General features: G+C 44.1%; 19 protein-coding genes. 11 read left to right on the forward strand and 8 right to left on the reverse strand.

Annotated elements, in window-relative coordinates:
• The first annotated feature begins 37 nt into the window (after positions 1–37).
• The 3 genes from panB (at position 38) to ACQY73_RS14460 (ending at position 2,038) form a co-directional block, all read left to right on the forward strand.
• On the forward strand, positions 38–862 hold the full coding sequence (gene panB, locus ACQY73_RS14450; protein WP_428667247.1) for a 3-methyl-2-oxobutanoate hydroxymethyltransferase: 825 nt from the start codon (positions 38–40) through the stop codon (positions 860–862).
• Between the two features lie 93 nt (positions 863–955).
• Complete coding sequence (locus tag ACQY73_RS14455; protein ID WP_428667249.1) at positions 956–1,684, forward strand: RluA family pseudouridine synthase; 729 nt, start codon at positions 956–958, stop codon at positions 1,682–1,684.
• A gap of 48 nt (positions 1,685–1,732) precedes the next feature.
• On the forward strand, positions 1,733–2,038 hold the full coding sequence (locus ACQY73_RS14460; protein WP_428667251.1) for a DUF6787 family protein: 306 nt from the start codon (positions 1,733–1,735) through the stop codon (positions 2,036–2,038).
• Here ACQY73_RS14460 and ACQY73_RS14465 read toward each other — a convergent pair.
• Complete coding sequence (locus ACQY73_RS14465) at positions 2,033–2,212, reverse strand: hypothetical protein (protein WP_428667253.1); 180 nt, start codon at positions 2,210–2,212, stop codon at positions 2,033–2,035. The two genes, ACQY73_RS14460 and ACQY73_RS14465, sit on opposite strands and share 6 nt — an antisense overlap.
• Positions 2,213–2,504: 292 nt before the next feature.
• Between ACQY73_RS14465 and mutL the strand changes: the two genes are divergently transcribed.
• From mutL to ACQY73_RS14495, 6 genes are all read left to right on the forward strand, one after another.
• Positions 2,505–4,370 (forward strand): DNA mismatch repair endonuclease MutL, encoded by a 1,866-nt coding sequence (mutL, locus tag ACQY73_RS14470; protein ID WP_428667255.1) that lies wholly within the window; start codon positions 2,505–2,507, stop codon positions 4,368–4,370.
• Between the two features lie 121 nt (positions 4,371–4,491).
• Positions 4,492–5,271, forward strand: coding sequence for a rhomboid family intramembrane serine protease (locus tag ACQY73_RS14475; protein ID WP_428667257.1), 780 nt, complete (start codon positions 4,492–4,494; stop codon positions 5,269–5,271).
• Positions 5,272–5,386: 115 nt separating this feature from the next.
• Complete coding sequence (locus tag ACQY73_RS14480) at positions 5,387–6,304, forward strand: rhomboid family intramembrane serine protease (RefSeq protein ID WP_428667259.1); 918 nt, start codon at positions 5,387–5,389, stop codon at positions 6,302–6,304.
• A 120-nt stretch (positions 6,305–6,424) separates the two neighbouring features.
• Entirely contained in the window at positions 6,425–8,356 is a 1,932-nt protein-coding gene (dxs, locus tag ACQY73_RS14485; RefSeq protein WP_428668469.1) for a 1-deoxy-D-xylulose-5-phosphate synthase, read from the forward strand.
• Between the two features lie 550 nt (positions 8,357–8,906).
• Positions 8,907–10,136, forward strand: coding sequence for a dicarboxylate/amino acid:cation symporter (locus ACQY73_RS14490; RefSeq protein WP_428667261.1), 1,230 nt, complete (start codon positions 8,907–8,909; stop codon positions 10,134–10,136).
• Positions 10,137–10,270: 134 nt separating this feature from the next.
• Positions 10,271–10,660: an RDD family protein gene (locus ACQY73_RS14495; RefSeq protein WP_428667263.1), complete on the forward strand. Its 390-nt coding sequence runs from the start codon at positions 10,271–10,273 to the stop codon at positions 10,658–10,660.
• Positions 10,661–10,716: 56 nt separating this feature from the next.
• On the opposite strand, the gene ACQY73_RS14500 is transcribed toward ACQY73_RS14495, so the two are convergent.
• The 4 genes from ACQY73_RS14500 to ACQY73_RS14515 all read right to left on the reverse strand — a co-directional run bounded on the left by ACQY73_RS14500 (position 10,717) and on the right by ACQY73_RS14515 (position 15,084).
• Positions 10,717–11,352: a hypothetical protein gene (locus tag ACQY73_RS14500; protein WP_428667265.1), complete on the reverse strand. Its 636-nt coding sequence runs from the start codon at positions 11,350–11,352 to the stop codon at positions 10,717–10,719.
• Positions 11,353–11,521: 169 nt separating this feature from the next.
• Complete coding sequence (locus tag ACQY73_RS14505) at positions 11,522–12,460, reverse strand: sugar phosphate isomerase/epimerase family protein (RefSeq protein ID WP_428667267.1); 939 nt, start codon at positions 12,458–12,460, stop codon at positions 11,522–11,524.
• Between the two features lie 30 nt (positions 12,461–12,490).
• Positions 12,491–12,811 (reverse strand): hypothetical protein, encoded by a 321-nt coding sequence (locus ACQY73_RS14510; protein WP_428667269.1) that lies wholly within the window; start codon positions 12,809–12,811, stop codon positions 12,491–12,493.
• Between the two features lie 53 nt (positions 12,812–12,864).
• Positions 12,865–15,084, reverse strand: a complete 2,220-nt coding sequence (locus ACQY73_RS14515) for a prolyl oligopeptidase family serine peptidase (RefSeq protein ID WP_428667271.1) — start codon at positions 15,082–15,084, stop codon at positions 12,865–12,867.
• Between the two features lie 123 nt (positions 15,085–15,207).
• Here ACQY73_RS14515 and ACQY73_RS14520 point away from each other — a divergent pair, with 123 nt between their 5' ends.
• Positions 15,208–16,077 (forward strand): carbon-nitrogen hydrolase, encoded by an 870-nt coding sequence (locus ACQY73_RS14520; protein WP_428667273.1) that lies wholly within the window; start codon positions 15,208–15,210, stop codon positions 16,075–16,077.
• 333 nt (positions 16,078–16,410) lie between these two features.
• Here ACQY73_RS14520 and hisIE read toward each other — a convergent pair whose 3' ends face one another.
• From hisIE to ACQY73_RS14535, 3 genes are all read right to left on the reverse strand, one after another.
• On the reverse strand, positions 16,411–17,010 hold the full coding sequence (gene hisIE / locus ACQY73_RS14525) for a bifunctional phosphoribosyl-AMP cyclohydrolase/phosphoribosyl-ATP diphosphatase HisIE (RefSeq protein WP_428667275.1): 600 nt from the start codon (positions 17,008–17,010) through the stop codon (positions 16,411–16,413).
• A 103-nt stretch (positions 17,011–17,113) separates the two neighbouring features.
• Positions 17,114–18,277, reverse strand: a complete 1,164-nt coding sequence (locus ACQY73_RS14530; protein ID WP_428667277.1) for a sigma-54-dependent transcriptional regulator — start codon at positions 18,275–18,277, stop codon at positions 17,114–17,116.
• Between the two features lie 203 nt (positions 18,278–18,480).
• Positions 18,481–19,179, reverse strand: coding sequence for a peptidylprolyl isomerase (locus ACQY73_RS14535; RefSeq protein WP_428667279.1), 699 nt, complete (start codon positions 19,177–19,179; stop codon positions 18,481–18,483).
• A 70-nt stretch (positions 19,180–19,249) separates the two neighbouring features.
• Between ACQY73_RS14535 and ACQY73_RS14540 the strand changes: the two genes are divergently transcribed.
• Entirely contained in the window at positions 19,250–20,482 is a 1,233-nt protein-coding gene (locus ACQY73_RS14540) for an HD domain-containing protein (protein ID WP_428667281.1), read from the forward strand.
• The last annotated feature ends 7 nt before the right edge of the window (positions 20,483–20,489 follow it).

The following is a 20,489-nucleotide window of genomic DNA, read 5'->3' on the forward strand; positions in this document are numbered from 1 at the left end:
GATAACCTAAATAACGTGCTAACTTATCCCATTAAAAATGTCAACCCAACTTTCCTCCCTTGAAATAAAGCGTATCACGACGCACATCATTCAGGAAATGAAAAATCGGGGCGAAAAAATATCCGCCCTCACTGCTTACGATTATTCGATGGCGCGCATCGTGGATGCTGCCGGTATTGATATTATCTTAGTGGGTGATTCTGCCTCCAACGTGATCGCGGGCCACGAAACCACCCTTCCTATTACACTCGACCAAATGATCTACCATGCTCAGGGCGTAGTACGCGCCGTAAAACGGGCTTTTGTGGTAGTAGATTTGCCGTTTGGCTCGTATCAGGGAAACTCACGCGCCGCGCTTGATTCAGCCATCCGAATCATGAAAGAATCGGGAGCGCACGCCGTCAAGCTCGAAGGCGGCCTTGAAATAAAAGATTCTATTATCCGGATATTGAGTGCAGGCGTACCCGTGATGGGTCACTTAGGGCTTACCCCCCAATCCATTTACAAATTCGGTACTTATACCGTTCGCGCCAAAGAAGAAGCGGAAGCTGAAAAGCTATTGCAGGATGCCAAATTGTTGGATGAGATCGGTTGTTTCGGAATGGTGCTGGAAAAAATTCCTTCCAGTCTCACCAAGCAGGTTTCAGAAAGCGTCAGCATCCCTACCATCGGCATTGGCGCAGGGCCTCATGCCGACGGGCAAATTCTGGTGCTGCATGATATGCTCGGCATTACCAAAGAATTTAAACCGCGTTTTTTGCGGCGATATGCCGACCTGCACAGCATAATGACCGACGCCGTTGGTCATTATGTGAAAGATGTAAAAGCCAACGATTTTCCGAATGAAAAAGAGTCGTACTGAACCATCAATAGGGGTTCTCCGTTAAACTTTAATTGCTTCTAATGAGCAACTCATGGCAGGAAGACTGCTGTTAACCATTAATTTTTGATTCCAATGGCCAAGCCATTTCACGTAGTATACGAAGACAATCACCTTATCATTGTCAACAAATCCGCCGGAATTCTCGTACAGGGTGATTCCACGGGCGATGTTCCTTTATTGGACCTGGTGAAAGATTACATTAAAGATAAATACGAAAAACCCGGTGATGTATTTTTAGGAACGGTTCACCGCATTGATCGGCCGGTAAGCGGCCTGGTGGTATTTGCCCGCACCTCCAAAGCCCTTGAACGCATGAACGAAATTTTTCGTAAACGCGATGTTCAGAAAACATATTGGGCGGTAGTTCGCCGACGTCCTCCCAAAAAACAGGATAAACTTGTCAGTTGGCTGGTCAAAGATGAAAACAAAAATGTAGTTTCCGCCTACGATTATCCGGCAACTAATTCTCAAAAAGCAGAACTTACGTATCGCCTCTTGGGTGAAGTCAACAAACATTATCTATTGGAAGTAAGTCCACTGACCGGACGTCCGCACCAGATCAGGGTACAATTGGCGCAAATTGGTTGTCCGATACGGGGCGATGTAAAATACGGTTCGCCAAAACCCAATCACGACGGAAGCATTAATTTGCACGCGCGGCGGTTATTTTTTACGCATCCGGTGAAAAAAGAATCCATTTTATGTCGGGCATCTTTGCCGAATGATCCATTTTGGGAAGAGTTTTTGGATTTAGATCCGGAAGAGATCGGGCCTGAACATTTAGCGTTTTTGCACGAATAATACGCAAATCCATCCAAGAATAATTCCCGGATATCGCATAATTATCAAATGACTTGGATCACTAAACTCAAAAGCCGTTGGGGAGTAAAAAACACTTGGCAAGTAGTCATCATACTACTTGTCTTTGCCTGTACAGGATTTACAGTAATGTATACGAAGCGATGGCTCACCCAATGGCTGTCTATTGAAAGCGCATGGGCAAAATGGACGTTCAGTATATTGGTCATATTGCCCCTTTATCAAGTCATCCTCTTATTATATGGATGGCTCTTCGGACAATTTCAATTCTTTTGGGGCTTCGAGCAAAAAATGTTCAGGCGCCTGATAAACATATTTTCTCGCAAGCACTCATAACTCAGAAGGCTCAACGGTTTTTTCAACCGTCGAAACGTCGGTCCACATTTGTTGGGCCATTTGCTCTACTGTGTTGGCCACCCCTTGCAGGGCTCCGAACACAATACACAGCGGCAAAATAATCGGCAGGAAAATTAGCCACTGGAAAGCCAAATACAGGTTAGGCTTCTTCATCGGGATAGTGTCGTTAATAATGTACAACTGTTTGATTAAAAGTAAAATACCCTTCTTTTAAGCCTTTCCTCAAACAGCGTGCCAAACTCTTTTTATGGGGAAAATTTATTTTCAAAAGAAACATAAAATAATCTTACTATATCAATAAAGTAAAATTATTTACCTTTTTAATCATAAAACGCATATTTATTTTTATTTGTTGCAACATACATATTTTTTCACTAAAATCTAAACGGTGTAAACGTTTTAAGCCCATTTTTTTGTTGTATAAATTGAACGACGTACCCCTCCTATGCAAGATGTAATTCGCCTGTTGCCCGATGCCATTGCTAACCAAATTGCGGCGGGTGAAGTAGTCCAACGCCCGGCTTCAGTTGTAAAGGAGCTGTTGGAAAACTCCATTGATGCACAGGCCAAAAATATTCAGGTAATCATTCGTGACGCCGGACGTACCCTTATTCAAATCATCGACGACGGCGGCGGCATGTCCGAGACAGATGCCCGCATGAGTTTTGAGCGTCATGCTACGTCCAAAATCCGCCATGCCGACGACCTTTTCAGGATTCGAACCATGGGCTTTCGGGGCGAGGCCTTGGCTTCTATAGCGGCCGTAGCTCAAATTGAAATGCGTACTCGCCGCCTTTCCGACGAAATCGGTATTTTGCTTCGTATGGAAGGCTCCGAACTCAAATCTCAGGAATCGGTTGCGTGTTTGCCGGGGACTAACATTCTGGTTAAAAATCTTTTTTTCAACGTTCCCGCCCGACGTAATTTTCTTAAAACCAACTCGGTCGAGATGCGTCATATTCTCGACGAATTTCAACGGGTAGCGTTGGCCCATCCGGAAATAAGTTTTTCACTATATCATAACGATACGGAAGTTTATAATCTCTATGCAGGAAAATTGAGCCGCCGTATCGTAGATATGTTTGGTAAAAATTACCGCGAGCAACTGATTCAATGCCAGGAAGAAACACCCTATGTAACCGTAAAAGGGTATGTTGGAAAACCCGATTTTGCCCGAAAAACCCGTGGTGAGCAGTTTTTCTTTGTAAACGAGCGCTATGTAAAACACGGCTATTTGCACCACGCCGTTTTAGCCGCTTACGAGGCCACCATTTCAGAAGGAAGCCATCCTTTCTACGTATTAATGCTGGACATTGATCCATCTCATATCGACATCAATATCCATCCCACTAAAACGGAAATAAAATTTGACGACGAACGCTCGGTGTATGCACTCTTGATGGCCGCCATTCGTAAAGCCATCAGCATCAATCATTTGTCAAATTCGATTGATTTTGAATCGAATGTCAATTTTCTAAGTCCAATGTCAAGCGCTCGGACTACCGCTCCTCCAAAACCGCAAACTACCGGTTGGGATTCTCCTTCGCCTGCGCTCCCTACCGCTCGCCGCGAAGAAACGAATCTGTCTCATTGGGAAAAACTGTTTGATGGATTTCAAAAACCCGATCCAACTTCTGTACAGGCAACCTTGGATTTAGGAGAAAAAGAGGATATTCCGGACAATGTTGTGCCTACCCTTGGCAGCCGCGCGAATGTAATGAATGCGGAAGATGAAGATATAAAAAATCGTCGTCTGGCGGTGCAGATCCAGAATAGATATGTGGTTTCTGCTGTTAAATCGGGTATGATGCTCATTGACCAACGAGCTGCTTATGAACGAGTGCTATATGACCGTTATTTGAAACAATTGGAGAATCAAACTGCCGCTTCGCAGCAACTTCTTTTTCCGGCGACAGTCCGACTACCTCAGGCAGATATTCCGATCATTCTTGAAATGCGCGAAGAAATTACTGCGCTGGGTTTTGATTTTGATGCATTAGGCCCCGATACGCTCGTGGTAAGAAGCCTGCCAAGCGACCTGCCAAGTGAAAATATTCAGCAACTGTTTGAAGAATTGACGGAGCAGTTAAATCATAGCTATGCCGATCTCCGGCTTAATCGCGCCGAAACCACGGCACGAACGCTGGCGCGGCGTTTTGCTTTCCGTTATTTGGTACGCCTTTCCTCTGACGAAATAGAAAAATTGATCAATCAACTTTTTATTTCTTCAAATCCAAATTATACGCCCGGCGGCGAACCCATTTTTGTTATTTTATCGTTAGACAAAATAGCTCATTTATTTAAGAATTAATAAGGGATCAACGGTTGGAAAATCAGAAGTTAAGGAATCAGCAGCCATATTCTCTTAACGGTTGTCATTTTCATTTAACCCTTACTTTATATACTTTCGTTTCTAATTAATCTGTGCTTGTATGTTCAACATTACTCCGATTGTACGGAATTTATTAATTCTTAACGTCGTCATTTTTTTACTCCAAGACCTTAGCCCCAATATTGTTAATTGGTTTGCGTTGCATCCCGTCATGAGTGACGGCTTTAAGCCGCACCAATTTGTGACCTACATGTTTTTGCATGGCAATTTCGGGCATTTATTCAGCAACATGCTTGGCCTTTTCTTCTTTGGCCCTTTACTTGAACAGCATGTGCTTGGTACCAAACGCTTTATTATTTTTTATTTTGTTACCGGTATTGGGGCAGGCTTTTTATATGCGATCATCAATTACATTGAAATGTACCAACTCGGTCACGCAGTTGATCTGTACGTTCAATTTCCCTCTCCTGACGCGTTTTTAGATTTCGTCACACGATTTGCGCCCGATTTTAAACAAGGCGCTTTAAATTTTTTGAATGATTTTGAAGACCAACCGAAGAATTTATCGTATATAAATGAAAGCGTCGGATTTGTGAAAAGGCTGTATCAGGAGCGATTGGGCGTACCTATGTTGGGCGCTTCCGGGGCAATTTTCGGTATTATTGCCGCATTCGGGCTTATTTTCCCAAATATGGAAATGATGCTGTTGTTTTTCCCAATCCCTATCAAAGCCAAATATTTCGTTACATTTTACGCTTTGTATGAATTATACGCGGGGGTTTACATTAAAGATTCGGGAGTGGCGCATTTTGCCCATATCGGAGGCATGATTTTTGCGTATATATTGCTGAAGGTGTGGAGAGTGAAGCGAATGTATTGATTTGCGTTTTTGTGAACTTTTACCTAACTTTCGTTAAAAAAACAGCAATAAAAAGCATTAAAGCTTGTTTAGACACTATTATTAACTAACCAATAAACATTAACAACCAAAAGGCATGGGCAGCATTTTTGACGATGTTAAGGGGGAGTTTTCGAAGACCAACAATGCGGTTGTTAAACTCATACTATTGAATTTGTTCGTCTTTGTGACGGTCATTGTTCTGTACATTATTTTTACTTTTGGCCAATACCCTTTCTACTATGATTGGGTGATGGAACAATTACGGCTTCCCGCCGATTTCAACGCCTTTTTGCACAAACCTTGGACGTTGCTTACCAACTTCTTTGTCCATCAGGGCCCTTTTCATATTTTCTTCAATATGCTCTCTCTTTACTGGTTTGGGCAGGTTTTGGAAGAATACCTCGGAAGTCGTCGGTTGGTTGCCCTTTACTTATTAGGCGGACTCGGAGGAGGTTTACTGTTTTTAGCGATGTACAATACGCTGCCTTACTTTCAGAGTGAATTAGTCAATACAACGCTGGTTGGGGCTTCAGGCGCTATTTTTGCAGTAATTTTGGGTGCGGCTACGCTCCTGCCCGATCATACGTTCTTTGTGTTTTTGATCGGTCCTGTAAAACTTAAGTATATAGCTGCTTTGTGCATTATCATTTCTATGGCACAATTGGTAGGCCCCAATGCCGGTGGCAACGTGGCGCATATAGCGGGGGCAATGATAGGCTTCGGTTTTATAAAATCACTCAAAAAAGGCCACGATTGGGGCACACCCATCTATGCCATCAATGATTTTTTTCAAAGGCTTTTTACCAGAAGACCAAGTGTACACGTACCGCAGCGCGCCCGTGCCACTACCACTTCAGCCACCCGACACTTTAACTCAAGCAGCGAAAACTCGGCTATTTTAATACCAAATCAAGACGAGATCGACGCTATTCTGGACAAAATATCGAAGTCAGGCTACGAAAGTCTGACGCGGGAGGAGAAACAAAAATTATACAAAGCAAGTCAGCAATAACAGGTTCAGAGGAGGAATAGGTAAACTTTTGATAAGTTGAGTTTCTTTTTCGTACTTTTGCCAAACACTTTCGTTAGCACGCCGGTTATAGTACTACTGTTTGTTTCAAGCTGTTAAATGATGCTCATCACTCCAGGTAAACTACTTTCGCAACTCCATACGCCCGAAGACCTGCGTAAGTTAGACTCAGCGTTACTCCCTCAAGTATCCAAAGAACTTCGACAATACATCATTGACTTGGTGTCAGTCTACGGCGGTCACTTTGGTTCCAGCCTAGGAGTTGTCGAATTGACCGTTGCATTACACTACGTTTTCAATACGCCCGCAGACCAGCTGGTATGGGATGTAGGCCATCAAGCCTATGGCCACAAGATCCTTACAGGAAGGCGGGATAATTTTTATACCAATCGTCTGTACGGCGGCATTTCGGGATTTCCCAAACGCAAAGAAAGCCCTTATGATTCTTTTGGCGTGGGGCACTCTTCCACCTCTATTTCGGCAGCACTCGGAATGGCCGTTGGGGCGCAGTTGAACGGTGCCAAGAACCAACAATCCATTGCCGTTATCGGCGACGGTGCTATGACGGGCGGAATGGCGTTTGAAGCTATGAATCACGCCGGGGCGCTTGATAACACCAACCTGCTCATTATTCTCAATGACAATTGTATGAGTATCGACCCCAACGTTGGGGCGTTGAAAGAATATTTGACCGATATTACCACTTCACATACCTATAATCGCGTCAAAGAAGAAGTTTGGAACCTGCTGGGCAAGATGAGTCAATTCGGCAAAAATGCCCGTGAGGTCGTTTCAAGGGTGGAAGATGGCCTCAAAGCAACATTGCTGCGCCAAAGCAATTTATTTGAATCACTCAATCTGCGCTATTTTGGCCCTATTGACGGCCACGATGTCGATCATCTGGTACACGTTCTCAATGATCTTAAAAATATTCCCGGCCCTAAATTGCTTCACTGCGTAACGGTCAAAGGGAAAGGATTTGCTCCCGCCGAAAAAGACCAAACCAAGTGGCATTCGCCCGGCAAGTTTGATAAAATTACGGGAGAGATCTTCAAAAAAGTATACGAAAAACCCCAACCTCCCAAATACCAGGATGTATTTGGAAACACGTTGGTAGAGTTGGCGGAACAAAACGAAAAAATTGTCGGCGTAACTCCTGCTATGCCGTCGGGCTCGTCGCTCAATATCATGATGAAGGCTATGCCTGATCGCGCATTTGACGTGGGCATTGCGGAACAACACGCTGTGACATTCTCAGCGGGGATGGCTACCCAAGGTTCTGTGGTTTATTGCAATATTTACAGCACGTTCATGCAAAGAGCCTATGACCAAGTCATTCACGACGTGTGTATTCAGGAAGTGCCCGTTATCTTTTGTTTAGACCGGGCAGGATTTGCCGGCGCTGACGGGCCAACCCACCACGGAGCCTACGACATTGCCTACATGCGTTGTATTCCAAACATGGTGGTTTCGGCCCCTATGAACGAACAGGAGCTTCGCAATTTGATGTACACTGCTCAGTTGGCAGAAACGCAAAAATCGAAAAAAGCCTTTACCATCCGCTATCCGCGCGGCGAGGGTGTGATGCCTCAGTGGAAAACACCTTTTGAAAAAATTGAGATCGGCAAAGGCCGTAAAGTTCGTGCCGGCGAAGACATCGCGATTTTGACCATTGGACATATCGGTAATTACGCCGTCAGTTCCTGCGCCATGCTTGAGTTGGAAGGTATCAGCGCTGCCCATTATGATATGCGATTTGTGAAACCATTGGATGAAGCCTTATTGCACGAAGTTTTCCGGAAATTTGATAAGGTCATCACCGTAGAAGATGGCTGCCTGCCGGGAGGAATGGGAAGTGCGGTATTGGAATTTATGGCTGAAAACGGCTATCATGCTAAGCTCAAGCGTTTAGGCATCCCTGACCGTATTGTAGAACACGGCGAACAACTTGAACTGCACCGGGAATGTGGCTTTGATCCTGAAGGTATTGCCCGTGCTGCCCGTGAAATGATGGCAGTACCTGCGATTGTGTAATACTTACTTCTAACTATATTTCTACCAAAAGTGCCTTTGTTGAGTTCAACAAAGGCACTTTTGGTTTTTAAGCTTTCTGATTCTCTGTCAACTTTTAAGAAGTTGAGCAAAAGTTGTTGGGTTTTATAAGATAGGTATTGCTCTAACGATCGAATCGGAGGGTACGCCGGTCAGGTTGTGAGCAACCTGACGCACTCCTTGTATTCCTGTGCGTCGGGTTGCTCACAATCCGACTCGACCATGTGGCCGTTAACCGGCGAAAGACCTGCCATTTCAAATACTCTAAAATTTATACTTAAGCACTTAATGCATTAAAAGCATGAATTATAACGAAATCACAGGGTATTTAGGATGTTACCGGCAGTTTTTCCCTTGTTTACTCCCTTATTTTTCATTTTTTCCCTAATTTGTGGCAGAATCGAATGCTTTACCTTACTAACCCTAAATCGTTATGCTTATTCCATCTAAAATACCGGTCGCTTTTGAAAGTGAAACTTTCAAAAGCAAGGTTTTTGAACTTTAACCTAACTTTTCTATACCCAAACACTTCATGAAACTAAACATTACTACCAAAATTGTTATTGGCTTTGTATTAGGCGTTATCATCGGTCAGATTCTGCACAGTACCATGACTCCCGAAGAAGCTACCGAAGTCGCCAAAAAATTTCAAATTCTCAGTAAGGTCTTCCTCAAATTAATTAAAATGATCGTCGGCCCCTTGGTGTTTTGCACCTTGGTCGTAGGTGTTGCCAAACTCGGCGATTTTAAGGTTGTGGGTAGAATCGGTATTAAAACATTACTTTATTTCTACTTTGCCACCATTCTTTCACTGATCGTCGGCTTGGTAGTTGTCAACATCACCCGTCCCGGCGAAGTACAGCAATGGCCTCGTCCCGCTGCCGGAACGGATACGGGGGTATCGGGCAAAGCCATGAAAACCGTCGAAGACTTCATTCTGCATATATTCCCCGACAGTTTTTTCAAAGCTTTATCCGAAAACGAGATCCTGCAAATCGTGGTATTCTCGCTGTTTTTTGGAATTGCGTTGGGTGCCGTTGGTGAACACGGCAAAAAATTGATAAAGGTCATTGACAGCTTAGCGGAAGTAGTTTTTAAAATCGTAGGGTATGTGATGCAATTGGCTCCTTTCGCCGTACTTGGTGCCATGACGGGCGTTGTAGCCATGAAAGGGCTCGAAATCCTTATTTCCTATGCTTACTTAATGGTATGTTTCTTTGGCGGTTTGATCTTCTTTGTTTTCGGTATTCTGTGGGCTATCTGCTTGGTGATGCGCATTCCATATCTAAAATTGTTGTCTCACATCAAAGATTCCATGATTTTGACCTTTAGCACGGCGAGTTCGGAGGCTTCTTTGCCGCAGCAAATTACGGCGTTGGAAAAATTCGGATGCAGCAAGCGTATCATCGGCTTTGTGCTGCCGCTTGGTTATTCTTTCAACTTGGACGGCTCTATGATGTACATGACCTTCGCCACCGGTTTTATTGCACAGGCATACGGCATACCACTTTCCATTGAACAGCAGATTGCGATGTTGCTCACGTTAATGATTACGTCCAAAGGAATCGCGGGTGTACCGAGAGCATCTTTGGTGGTTATTGCCGGAACATTGGCGCAGTTTGATTTGCCCGTTGAGGGGCTTGCCTTGCTTATCGGAGTAGATCCTTTTCTGGATATGGGACGGTCGGCTACTTCTGTTGCGGGTAATGCCGTTGCAACAGCAGTTATTTCTAAACTGGAGGGTGAATACATTGAAAGCTAAAAGTTATAATTTTTTCACAACTAATTGGTTTTCACCAAAATTTAATCCGTGACCTCTTGACTGTTTGCATGAAAAGAAGTAGGTTCGGTAAAATTTTTCTAAACCACTTTTTTTCACTAAACCTTCTTAATCTAATGCAAAAAGCCGACGCTCTCCAACGTTTTGTAGCTGCCTTTATTGACGGTATTGTGGGGTATCTCCCTGCCTGGATTTTAGCTTTTATTTCTTTTAAACTGTTTTTTGTGGGGTATCTGATTGCCATCGCTTATTTATTGACCAAAGATGCAATTCCTGCAACAAGCGGTTTTTTTGGCGGACAAAGCGTTGGTAAAAAATTGATGAAAATTAAAGTCATTAAAGAAGATACAGGCCAAGGTATTGAGGGAGATTGGGGCGCGTCTATTGTACGTCAGGTTTCACTGTTGATTCCTCTTTTCGGTTTTGTGGATGCGCTTATGGTATTTGGTGATGAAAGAAAACGCTTTGGTGACAAATGGGCTAATACGATTGTCGTAAAAGAGTAATCTATTTTTGCATATAGCAATTTAAAAAGCCACTTATCCTCCGGGAAGTGGCTTTTTTATTGATTTGCTTTAGCTAGAGACCTCCAGGAAGTCATTAATAAATCATTAACATGTTGCCAATCAGCTTCAGTGATCGTGTCTCCTTTTTGGTCACGAAAAAACATGGCTTCTGTTCGAATTCGACCGTACTCTCTGCATTTTTCAACGGGCACATGGTAAATCTCAGCAGCAATTTCGGCCTGTAATTCAGCCCACTCTTCAGGAGGGTGCTGCTCACGGTAACGGCGAATGATCCACCATTCCAATTCCCGGCGAGCGGTTTTGTTTACGTCAAACGACCTATCGCTCAGCGTATTTATTCCTCCGTAAAAGGCTTCCAGATCAGGCAACGCCCGGTCGTAATCCCGACGGTTTTTTCCATCTTTAAACACAAACGCCGCCTTTGCCGCGTGGTATGATAGCCTAAACGAACGCCAAAACGGCGCTTTTACCTGTTGCCGCAGCAATTCTGCCGACTGCCAAAATAATTTCAGTGGCTTTTTTTCATAATAGGAACGCCACATTGCCGCATCAAGCAGTGCTACGCCTTTGGGGTCAAATTCGCGCAAATCATGTTTCTGAGGGTAATACACATCAAAAAGTATCCAACCCGCAAGCAACAAATAAATGACGGAAAAGGTAATACGTTTCATGGAATGCAGAGAAAAGGTAAAAGAGCCTTCAACCTATATTTACACCGCTAATGCACGAATTGGATTTATACCTTCCTTAAATTTTACTATTTTTTCGTGGTACAGGCTCAAAAAAACAGGGTGTTGAATAGAAAATACGCAACACCCTGTTTTCAAAAAATTTCTCCGCTTATACCATTGCTCCCGCCCGCTCCAATAGCTTCTTGGTGGCTTTGATCCCGTCGTATTCCGACGTTACGTTTCCTTCGTATTCAATGCCGATAATTCCTCTAAAACCGGCATCTTTGACGATTTTGAGCAATCGGGCATAGTCCATTTTAGCTTCGTTGCCCTTTTCGTCAAAATCGTTGGTTTTGGCGCTTACTCCTTTGGCAAACGCCATCAATTCCTGCACACCTTTGTAAGGATCATATTCTTCTACGCACTTACCGCCCCATTCGCTGTTATCGCTGCGCTTTATACAGAAATTACCGAAATCAGGCAATGTGCCCACATTTTTCATGTTGACCTGTTTCATTACGCCCGTCAACCATTGTCCGTCGGAAGAATAACCACCGTGGTTTTCGACAATTACATTGATACCTACGGGTGCCGCAAATTCACCTAACTTTCCTAAGCCTTCTACGGCGGCTTTGGCTACTTCTTCGGCAGAGCCTTTCCCGAATGAATTTACACGGATGGTTTTGCAACCCAAATATTTAGCACATTCCACCCATTTCTTGTGATTGTCTACCGCTTTGTTACGCACTGCCGCATCGGTTTCGGCCAGACCTCCTTCCCCGTCAATCATGATAAGGTGATTTTTGATGTCATTGTCTTTGCAACGCGTCAATAGGTCATTGAGATATGCCGTGTCTTTTGCTTTGTCTTTAAACATCTGATTGACGTATTCCACAATGCCTATTCCGAACTCTTTGCGAGCCACTACGGGAAAATCTAAGTTAGTCAGTTTCTTTTCGTTGAAAATGGTTTTATGCAACGACCACTCGGCCAACGAAATCTCAAACCATAGTTTTTGGGGTTCTGCAAAAGCCAACGCTTCGGGTGCCAAAGCAGCCATACCCGCTACAGCTCCCAAATTTTTAATGAAATTGCGGCGATTATTCATGTGAAAAAGATTGAGGTTTTATAAGAATTATCACTTTGAGCTTCTAATAGCATGTAAAAGTACCTCCATACTATTTCTTAATTCAGCCTGACCGGCTTTTATATCCTGCTGAAGATTTACAATTCTACCGGTATGCGCATCTACTTTAGTTTCCAGTCTATCTACTTTAGTTTCTAATCTGTCTACTTTAGTTTCCAAGGATGAAACCGCTACTTTCACTCCGGCAATATCAATAGAATTAGAAGCCACTTTAAGGCTTAAATGCGCTACTTCTTCCGCAATTCTATCCTGCTTTACAAGAATTTCAGATACAATTTCTTCTAATTGCGATAGACGTTCTTTTTCAGTCATTAGTTAAAATAATTTTAACGCAAATAACAAAAGAAAATAATCAAAGGCAAAATCTACTTTTTCCCCACATAACGCTCAAAAAACTCATAGATACGCAGCATACGATCAATGCGCTGGCGCGGATTACCGGTTCGGCTTAATTCGTGCGTAGCGCCCGGCATACGTACATATTCCACTTCCCGTCCCATAATTTTCAGTGATTTATACATCATTTCGCTCTGAATAACGCCCGTGCGCAGGTCACTTTCGCCGTGCTTGATGAGAAACGGCGTTCTTATTTTATCAACGAACGTGTAAGGCGAATTCGCATCCATTGATGCTCTGGCTTCGGCTTCCCAGGGGTATCCGCCAAAATAACCCGGCACCAAACGCCAGGCGTTGGCTTCACCCATAAACGTTGTCAGTTCATACACACCGCGTTGCGCAAAAGCGGCTTTAAAGCGATAATCGTGCGCAATGATCCACGCCGTGAGATAACCGGCATACGAGCCTCCCGTGATCACCTGGCGTGCCGTATCGGCCCATGCTTCTTTAGCCGCATCAGAACAGGCCCGCAATACATCGTCAGCCGGTCCGGTTCCCCAATCACGGTAGTTGGCTTTCATGAATTCAACCCCATATCCTCCCGAGCCACGCGGATTGGCATATACTACGCCGTAACCTTGTGCACAGAAGAATTGATGCTCATGCCACATCGATGCTTCTCCCGGGCCCCACATGGCCGTTGGGCCGCCGTGCATGTTGAGCAACAACGGGTATTTTTTGCCTGTTTCCAAAAACGTCGGTTTCATGATCCAGTACTCGATCGTTTGGCCCTTTGCATTTTTGAAGGTACGTTTTTCAGGCATACTCAACGCCTTTTTGCTAACCCAATCGTTGTGCGAAGACAGCTTAACGGCATTTTTTGCCAATACATCGGCCTGATACAATTCGGAAGGATTTACTACTTCGGTTTTGGAAAAAATCACTTTGTTGGGAAGTATATCAAAATCAGTGACACCGCTGTCAAAGTCAGACAATTGCTCAACTTTATCAATGGTGGGTACCGCTCTGAAAAGCGGTGTACCGCCATTGGATGGAGCCGTAAAATACACGTAATCAACTTTTCCTACTTCCTTTTTATTTTTTGGAAAAGTCAGCGTGACCCATTTCATATTGCTGAACGAACGGTCAAACGGATTGACCGTATATTTAGCCCCTGCAGTTTTGAGATTCAGAAAACCTAAATGTCCCTGATCAAGCGAAGAAGGTTTCACAGGTGCCTGTGAGGTAGTAAACGCCAACCATTGCCCATCGGGCGACGGAGTCGGTTGCCCGAAATTCTTTCCTTTTTCTACCAAAACGGTACGCATACCGCTGCCATCGGCATTCATGATGCAAATACGGCTTTCTGCATCGCGGTCAGGGTGAAGCAGGCTATCGACGCGAGTGGTGAACCAGATATGTTTGCCATCGCCCGACCAAGCCGCGCCCGTATAAGAGTAAAATCCTTTAGTAAGCGGCGTGGGTTTTGCGCCTTCTTTGACGTCAATGACCAATAAGTGGCTGAAATTTAATTCCTGTCCCGCAGAGGCTTCGCCCTGAAAATTGAGGCGATTGATCACTTTTGCTTTTTTATCTTCCACATCTTTGTCCAGGTAAGCTCTGATTTCTTCAATGGTACCGTCAGGATTGGGTTTGGCAGTGTTTTTCTTTAGAAATTCATTTTTAGCAAAACCCGCTTTTTCCAAACTCCACGCCGGTCCTGCTTTGGTGGGGTTTAAAGTAGAATCGGTCATTAAAGCAGAAAAGGCCGGGGTCGTTGAAAACAGTATTTGGCGTCCATCCGGTGAGAATTGAGGGCCCGAAGCGCCATGTTTGTAATCGGTCAACTGCCATGCCTCTCCCCCATCCAGCGGCATGATGAATACCTGAGCTTTACCTTTTACTGCTCTCACAAAAGCAACGGTTTTCCCGTCCGGGCTCCAAGTGGGTTGGCCGGCACTTTCTGATCCGCGCGTAATGGCACGGGGTGGAGTTTTGGTTTCCAAATCCACCAACCAAATATGCGTACGGTAGTCGTAATCAAGCGCTTCCGTTGCAGGTTCAAGCGTTGTTAAGGTGTAAACGGCCTGCTTTCCGGTGGGCGAAATGGCAATGCCTCCAACTTGCTTAATACGTGTCAGGTCAGAGGCTACGATTTTTTCTTTGGTTTGGGAAAAACTACTGAAGGAATAACAGAAAAGAGCCGTTGACAGAAAAGTTGCTCTCGTTAGGTTAGTAAAAAACATCATCTTAAAGGGTTTGTTGATTTTACCTCTAAAGTAAGCACTTTCGCGGATTTGTCAATAATCAACCGTTTTTCGCGTTACCTTTGTACCCTCATAAGACGTAGTTTACATAGAAACCGGATTACCATGCGAAACGTAAAAGTTGGCCTTGTACAAATGAGTTGTACCGCTGATGTTGACCATAATGTAGAGAAAGCCATTGCCAAAATTCGCGAAGCGGCGGCGCAGGGAGCGCAGATCGTTTGCCTACAGGAATTATTTAAATCGCTCTATTTCTGCGATGTAGAAGACCACGCCAATTTTAATTTGGGAGAAGCCATTCCCGGCCCGACAACCGAACTTTTTGGCGATTTGGCCAAAGAATTGGGGATTGTGATCATTGCTTCATTGTTTGAAAAACGCGCGCCCGGCCTTTATCATAATACCACGGCCGTATTGGATGCGGACGGTAGTTATCTGGGAAAATACCGCAAAATGCACATTCCCGATGATCCGGGTTACTACGAAAAATTTTATTTCACGCCCGGAGATTTGGGCTATAAAGTATTCAATACCAAATTCGGGAAATTGGGCATCCTGATTTGTTGGGATCAATGGTACCCGGAAGCAGCTCGGATCACGAGTTTAATGGGAGCCGAAATTCTGTTTTATCCTACCGCCATCGGTTGGGATACAAATGAACAGGATTCCGCTACTAATGAAGAACAATACAACGCCTGGCAAACCATCCAGCGCAGTCATTCTGTGGCTAATGGGGTCTATGTGGTATCAGTCAATCGAGTAGGACGCGAAGCAGATCAACAGTTTTGGGGTGGATCGTTTGTGTCAAATCCTTTCGGAAGTTTGCTGTACTTGGCGTCTCACGACAAAGAAGAAGTAAAAGTGGTCGAGTTGGATCTGGATAAAACTGAATATTATCGCACCACTTGGCCCTATCTCCGCGACCGCCGCATTGACAGTTACCAACCCATTACAAAGCGTTTGATCGACGAATAGAAAATGGCTTTAAAAATAACTGAACCTAGGCATCCCGATATAGTGGCAAAAGAGTTAAATGATGTGAATCAGCTGCTTATACAACATTCCGAAATGTTAGAGAAGCATTCTACCGATTCTTTATTACGACTCTCTTTCCAACAGTTTGAACATCGTAAACGTCAACTATTAAAAGAGTTTCATTTAAATGACCTGTCAAAATTTCAGGGTATTTAAAATAAAGGTCAAGGACTTAGAGAAGCACTCTTCCGACGGTTCTGAATTGTCGGAAGGGTATCGTCTTGAACGTCGACGTTGAAATACAGTCTGACGTTCAAGACCGGACTATCTTTATTATTTATGTCTTTCCTTCAATACATCCACAATGTCGTCCAGATCCATTCCGCGTTGTTCGAGTAGAATCAGGTAATGGAAAAGCAGATCGGCAGCTTCGTTTTTGAAAAGATGATCGTTGGTATCTTTGGCTTCGATCACCAATTCAACAGCTTCTTCACCCACTTTTTGGGCGATTTTATTAACCCCTTTTTTGAACAATTTGCTCGTATACGATGATTCCGAAGGATTGTTTTTGCGTTCGCGAATAATTTCCTTTTGCAAATAATTCAGGAAAGGAGCTTTCCCTTCATTCTTTTCAAAAAAGCAGGTATCAGCACCCGTATGGCAGGTAGGCCCAATGGGATGGGCTTTGATCAGAATGGTGTCTTGGTCGCAATCCACCAGAATAGTTTTAACCTCTAAGAAATTGCCGGATGTTTCGCCTTTGGTCCACAAACGCTGTTTGCTGCGGCTAAAAAAAGTAACCACTTTTTCGGCTTCGGTTTTGGCCAAAGCCTCTTCATTCATATATCCCAACATCAGCACTTTGCCCGTTTCGTGGTCCTGAACCACGGCAGGCACTAAACCATCCGGGGATTTTTCAAAATTGATCTGCATACATTAATGGTGACGTTAGATACTGAACGATGGACATTAGATCGGATTATTTCCATTATCTAACATCCATCGTCCACTGTATAACCTCTATTTTCTAAAAAAATTAATTGCCAAAACTAGCATATAAGCGAACGTCATCAAGCATGATTTCGTCGCCACACATGATGACCAATCGCTCAATAACGTTGCGTAATTCTCGAACATTTCCGGTCCAAGGCAACGACTTCAGGTATTGCATGGCATCAGGAAGGATGGACTTAGCAAAGCCGCCGTATTCCTGCGAAATATCATACAGAAATTTATCGGCCAACAGCCCGATGTCTTCCCGGCGCTCCGACAATGGCGGAACGTGGATAGGAATAACGTTGAGACGATGGTATAAATCTTCGCGAAAACCGCCTTCCGCGATCTCGCGTTTCAGGTCTTTATTCGTCGCGGCAATCACTCGTACGTTGATTTTGATCTCTTTATCGCCACCCACGCGTGTGATTTTGCTTTCCTGCAATGCACGCAACACTTTTGCCTGAGCAGAAAGACTCATATCTCCGATCTCATCCAGAAAAAGCGTTCCGCCATCTGATTGTTCGAATTTTCCGATGCGCTGTTTTACCGCTCCGGTAAATGCCCCTTTTTCGTACCCAAACAACTCACTTTCAATCAGCTCACTGGGTATCGCTGCGCAGTTCACTTCGATCAACGGTTTATTGGCGCGGTTGCTTTTTTCATGAATTTGCTTAGCAACCATCTCTTTTCCGGAACCGTTGGCTCCTGTGATCAACACCCTTGCTTCGGTTGGCGCTACGCGATCAATGGTATCTTTTACTTTTCGGATGGGGGCTGATTCGCCCACTATCTCGTTGATTTTAAAAATTCGTTTTTTCAGGTCAACGGTTTCTGCCACCAATTTCGACTTTTCAATGGCATTGCGAACCGAGACCAATAAACGGTTCAGATCCGGAGGTTTGGTGATAAAATCATACGCCCCTCTTTTGGTAGCTTCGACGGCATTTTCTATGTTACCAAAGGCCGATACCATGATAAATTGCGTCGATCGCCCGGCTTCTCCTGCTTTCAGGAGAACTTCGAGTCCTTCCAATTTGGGCATTCGGATGTCACATAGTGCAACATCATAGGAATTTTTCAAAATCATATTGAGGCCCTCTTCACCATCTTTGGCTTCTTCGACCTCATAACCTTCATATTCTAATATATCCCGCAAAGCTGCCCGGATACTTTTTTCGTCATCCACAATTAGGATTCTAGCCATCAGTAGTAAAAAAGTTAACCGTTAATTGTTAGCTGTTAATCAAAAAAGCAGCGCATATAATGCTTTCATACTTACCGATTAATCCTTAACAACTCCTTATACAAAAGCACTTGAATGGGCAAATTTAATAAACCCATGGCGGAAATTACGCGAAAGAATTGAGCTTTTACAAATATTTTAGCTTTATCTCTGCTATTTCTATCTTATTCGAAGACATATCCGTACTGTTTCGTGATTTTTTTCTTTTTCATCTTCTTAGCAGTCATACTCATTCTCACATCTTTGATGGGTCGGTCGGCCTGATTTTTGGGTTGATGCGCAATGCTGTCTACCACTGACAGGCCGCTTATCACCTGCCCGAATACGGTATAACCACCATCCAAATGAGGCGTACCGCCGCTGGTTTTGTAGGTTTCAATTTGTTGCGGCGAAGGCGTTCTCCCACCTCGTTTCAACTGCGCGTCCAGCGTCGCAGCATCCCAAACTCGGCCCTGCACTATATAAAACTGACAGGCAGAAGACTTTTTCTCGGGGTTATTATCACGAGCTGCCGCCAAGGCTCCTTTTTTATGAAATAATTCGGGACGGAATTCTGCCGGAACACGCTCCATATTTCCACCGCCATTGCCTAGCCGTTCGCCGGCTTTGGCTCCTTTTGAACCGGGATCGCCTCCCTGAATCATAAATCCTTCAATGACCCGATGAAACAGCAGGCTATCGTAGAAATGTTCCTGAACAAGTTTCAGAAAATTTTGTTTGTGTAAAGGAGTTTGGTCGTGCAATACCGCCTTCATTTCGCCGTAGTTGGTATTGATGGTAATGAGGTAATCCTTGCGAGACTTTTTTTGAGCCATTGATTGTACACAACTCAGCAGGAGAAATAGTAGACAAAAGCGATTCATTTAGGTATTGGCTTTATTTAATTCACGAAATTGCAATCAAAAAAAACGTTTCCCAAATTTCACATACTCCGTGAACAAACGCAAAATTTTCAATGACCCCGTTTACGGTTTCATCACTATTCCGTCCGACCTCGTTTTTGACCTTATAGAACACCCTTATTTTCAACGCCTCCGGCGTATCAGACAATTAGGTTTGGCCGAGTTGGTGTATCCGGGAGCATTACACACCCGTTTTCACCACGCGCTGGGCGCTATGCATCTGATGTGTCAGGCACTCAATACGTTGCGTGCCAAAGGACACTTGATCTGGGATGCCGAGTGGGAAGCTGCCCAAATTGCCATTTTGTTGCACGACGTAGGGCACGGGCCTTTTTCACACGTACTGGAAAAGACTATTTTTGCCAATACTCCCCACGAATATCTTTCCTTACAGATCATGAAAGAGCTCAACCGCCAACTCAACGGCAGATTGGACTTGGCTATCCAAATGTTTGAAGGAAGTTATCCAAGGCATTTTTTCCACCAACTCATCTCCAGTCAATTGGACATGGACCGGATGGATTATCTTAATAGAGATTGTTTTTTTACGGGCGTGGCAGAAGGAGCCATCGGCACCGACCGCATTATCAAAATGCTCGACGTGGTGGATGATCAATTGGTGGTGGAGTTTAAAGGAATTTTAAGTATCGAAAATTTCCTAAACGCGCGCCGCCTTATGTATTGGCAAGTGTATTTACACAAAACCTCCATTTGCGGAGAGGTAATGCTCATTCAGGCCATTCGACGGGCTCGTGAATTGGTAATGAGCGGAGAAGCGGTTTTTGCACCACCGCATTTTTTATTATTTCTGACCAATACCGTGACTCTCAGCCAATTCGAAGCAGACAGCGCTTATTTTCACGCGTTTACTCAAATTGATGATTATGATATTTGGTCATGTGTGAAGTCATGGGCCGGTCATTTTGACACTGTGCTTTCTTCGATCTGCCAGCGGCTTTTAGACCGAAAATTGTACAAAATCCAGTTTTCAGACGAACCCTTCAATCAAAATCAGTTGTCACAAATTCATCAGCAATTAGTCGCACAAGGTGTGCCCGAAGAGCTGCAATCTTATTTTTTGGTGCAGGGCCAATCAACCAATGCCGCCTATGTTTCGAGCAAAGAGCGCATCCTGATCAAAATGAAAGACAGCAGCGTACGCGATATTGCGGATGCTTCTGATTTACCGACCATTAAGGCGCTCAGTAATATTGTCCGAAAGTATTATGTTTGTTGGATGAAACCTCTAACTTTGCAGTCTTAATTAAGAC

The sequence above is a fragment of the Runella sp. genome (assembly GCF_965279615.1).
Classification (GTDB): domain Bacteria; phylum Bacteroidota; class Bacteroidia; order Cytophagales; family Spirosomataceae; genus Runella.

Bases quoted from the DNA above. Each gene is read 5' to 3' on its own strand.
- panB (WP_428667247.1), top strand. From the start codon at position 38: ATGTCAACCCAACTTTCCTCCCTTGAAATAAAGCGTATCACGACGCAC.
- ACQY73_RS14455 (WP_428667249.1), top strand. From the start codon at position 956: ATGGCCAAGCCATTTCACGTAGTATACGAAGACAATCACCTTATCATT.
- ACQY73_RS14460 (WP_428667251.1), top strand. From the start codon at position 1,733: ATGACTTGGATCACTAAACTCAAAAGCCGTTGGGGAGTAAAAAACACT.
- ACQY73_RS14465 (WP_428667253.1), bottom strand. From the start codon at position 2,212: ATGAAGAAGCCTAACCTGTATTTGGCTTTCCAGTGGCTAATTTTCCTG.
- mutL (WP_428667255.1), top strand. From the start codon at position 2,505: ATGCAAGATGTAATTCGCCTGTTGCCCGATGCCATTGCTAACCAAATT.
- ACQY73_RS14475 (WP_428667257.1), top strand. From the start codon at position 4,492: ATGTTCAACATTACTCCGATTGTACGGAATTTATTAATTCTTAACGTC.
- ACQY73_RS14480 (WP_428667259.1), top strand. From the start codon at position 5,387: ATGGGCAGCATTTTTGACGATGTTAAGGGGGAGTTTTCGAAGACCAAC.
- dxs (WP_428668469.1), top strand. From the start codon at position 6,425: ATGCTCATCACTCCAGGTAAACTACTTTCGCAACTCCATACGCCCGAA.
- ACQY73_RS14490 (WP_428667261.1), top strand. From the start codon at position 8,907: ATGAAACTAAACATTACTACCAAAATTGTTATTGGCTTTGTATTAGGC.
- ACQY73_RS14495 (WP_428667263.1), top strand. From the start codon at position 10,271: ATGCAAAAAGCCGACGCTCTCCAACGTTTTGTAGCTGCCTTTATTGAC.
- ACQY73_RS14500 (WP_428667265.1), bottom strand. From the start codon at position 11,352: ATGAAACGTATTACCTTTTCCGTCATTTATTTGTTGCTTGCGGGTTGG.
- ACQY73_RS14505 (WP_428667267.1), bottom strand. From the start codon at position 12,460: ATGAATAATCGCCGCAATTTCATTAAAAATTTGGGAGCTGTAGCGGGT.
- ACQY73_RS14510 (WP_428667269.1), bottom strand. From the start codon at position 12,811: ATGACTGAAAAAGAACGTCTATCGCAATTAGAAGAAATTGTATCTGAA.
- ACQY73_RS14515 (WP_428667271.1), bottom strand. From the start codon at position 15,084: ATGATGTTTTTTACTAACCTAACGAGAGCAACTTTTCTGTCAACGGCT.
- ACQY73_RS14520 (WP_428667273.1), top strand. From the start codon at position 15,208: ATGCGAAACGTAAAAGTTGGCCTTGTACAAATGAGTTGTACCGCTGAT.
- hisIE (WP_428667275.1), bottom strand. From the start codon at position 17,010: ATGCAGATCAATTTTGAAAAATCCCCGGATGGTTTAGTGCCTGCCGTG.
- ACQY73_RS14530 (WP_428667277.1), bottom strand. From the start codon at position 18,277: ATGGCTAGAATCCTAATTGTGGATGACGAAAAAAGTATCCGGGCAGCT.
- ACQY73_RS14535 (WP_428667279.1), bottom strand. From the start codon at position 19,179: ATGAATCGCTTTTGTCTACTATTTCTCCTGCTGAGTTGTGTACAATCA.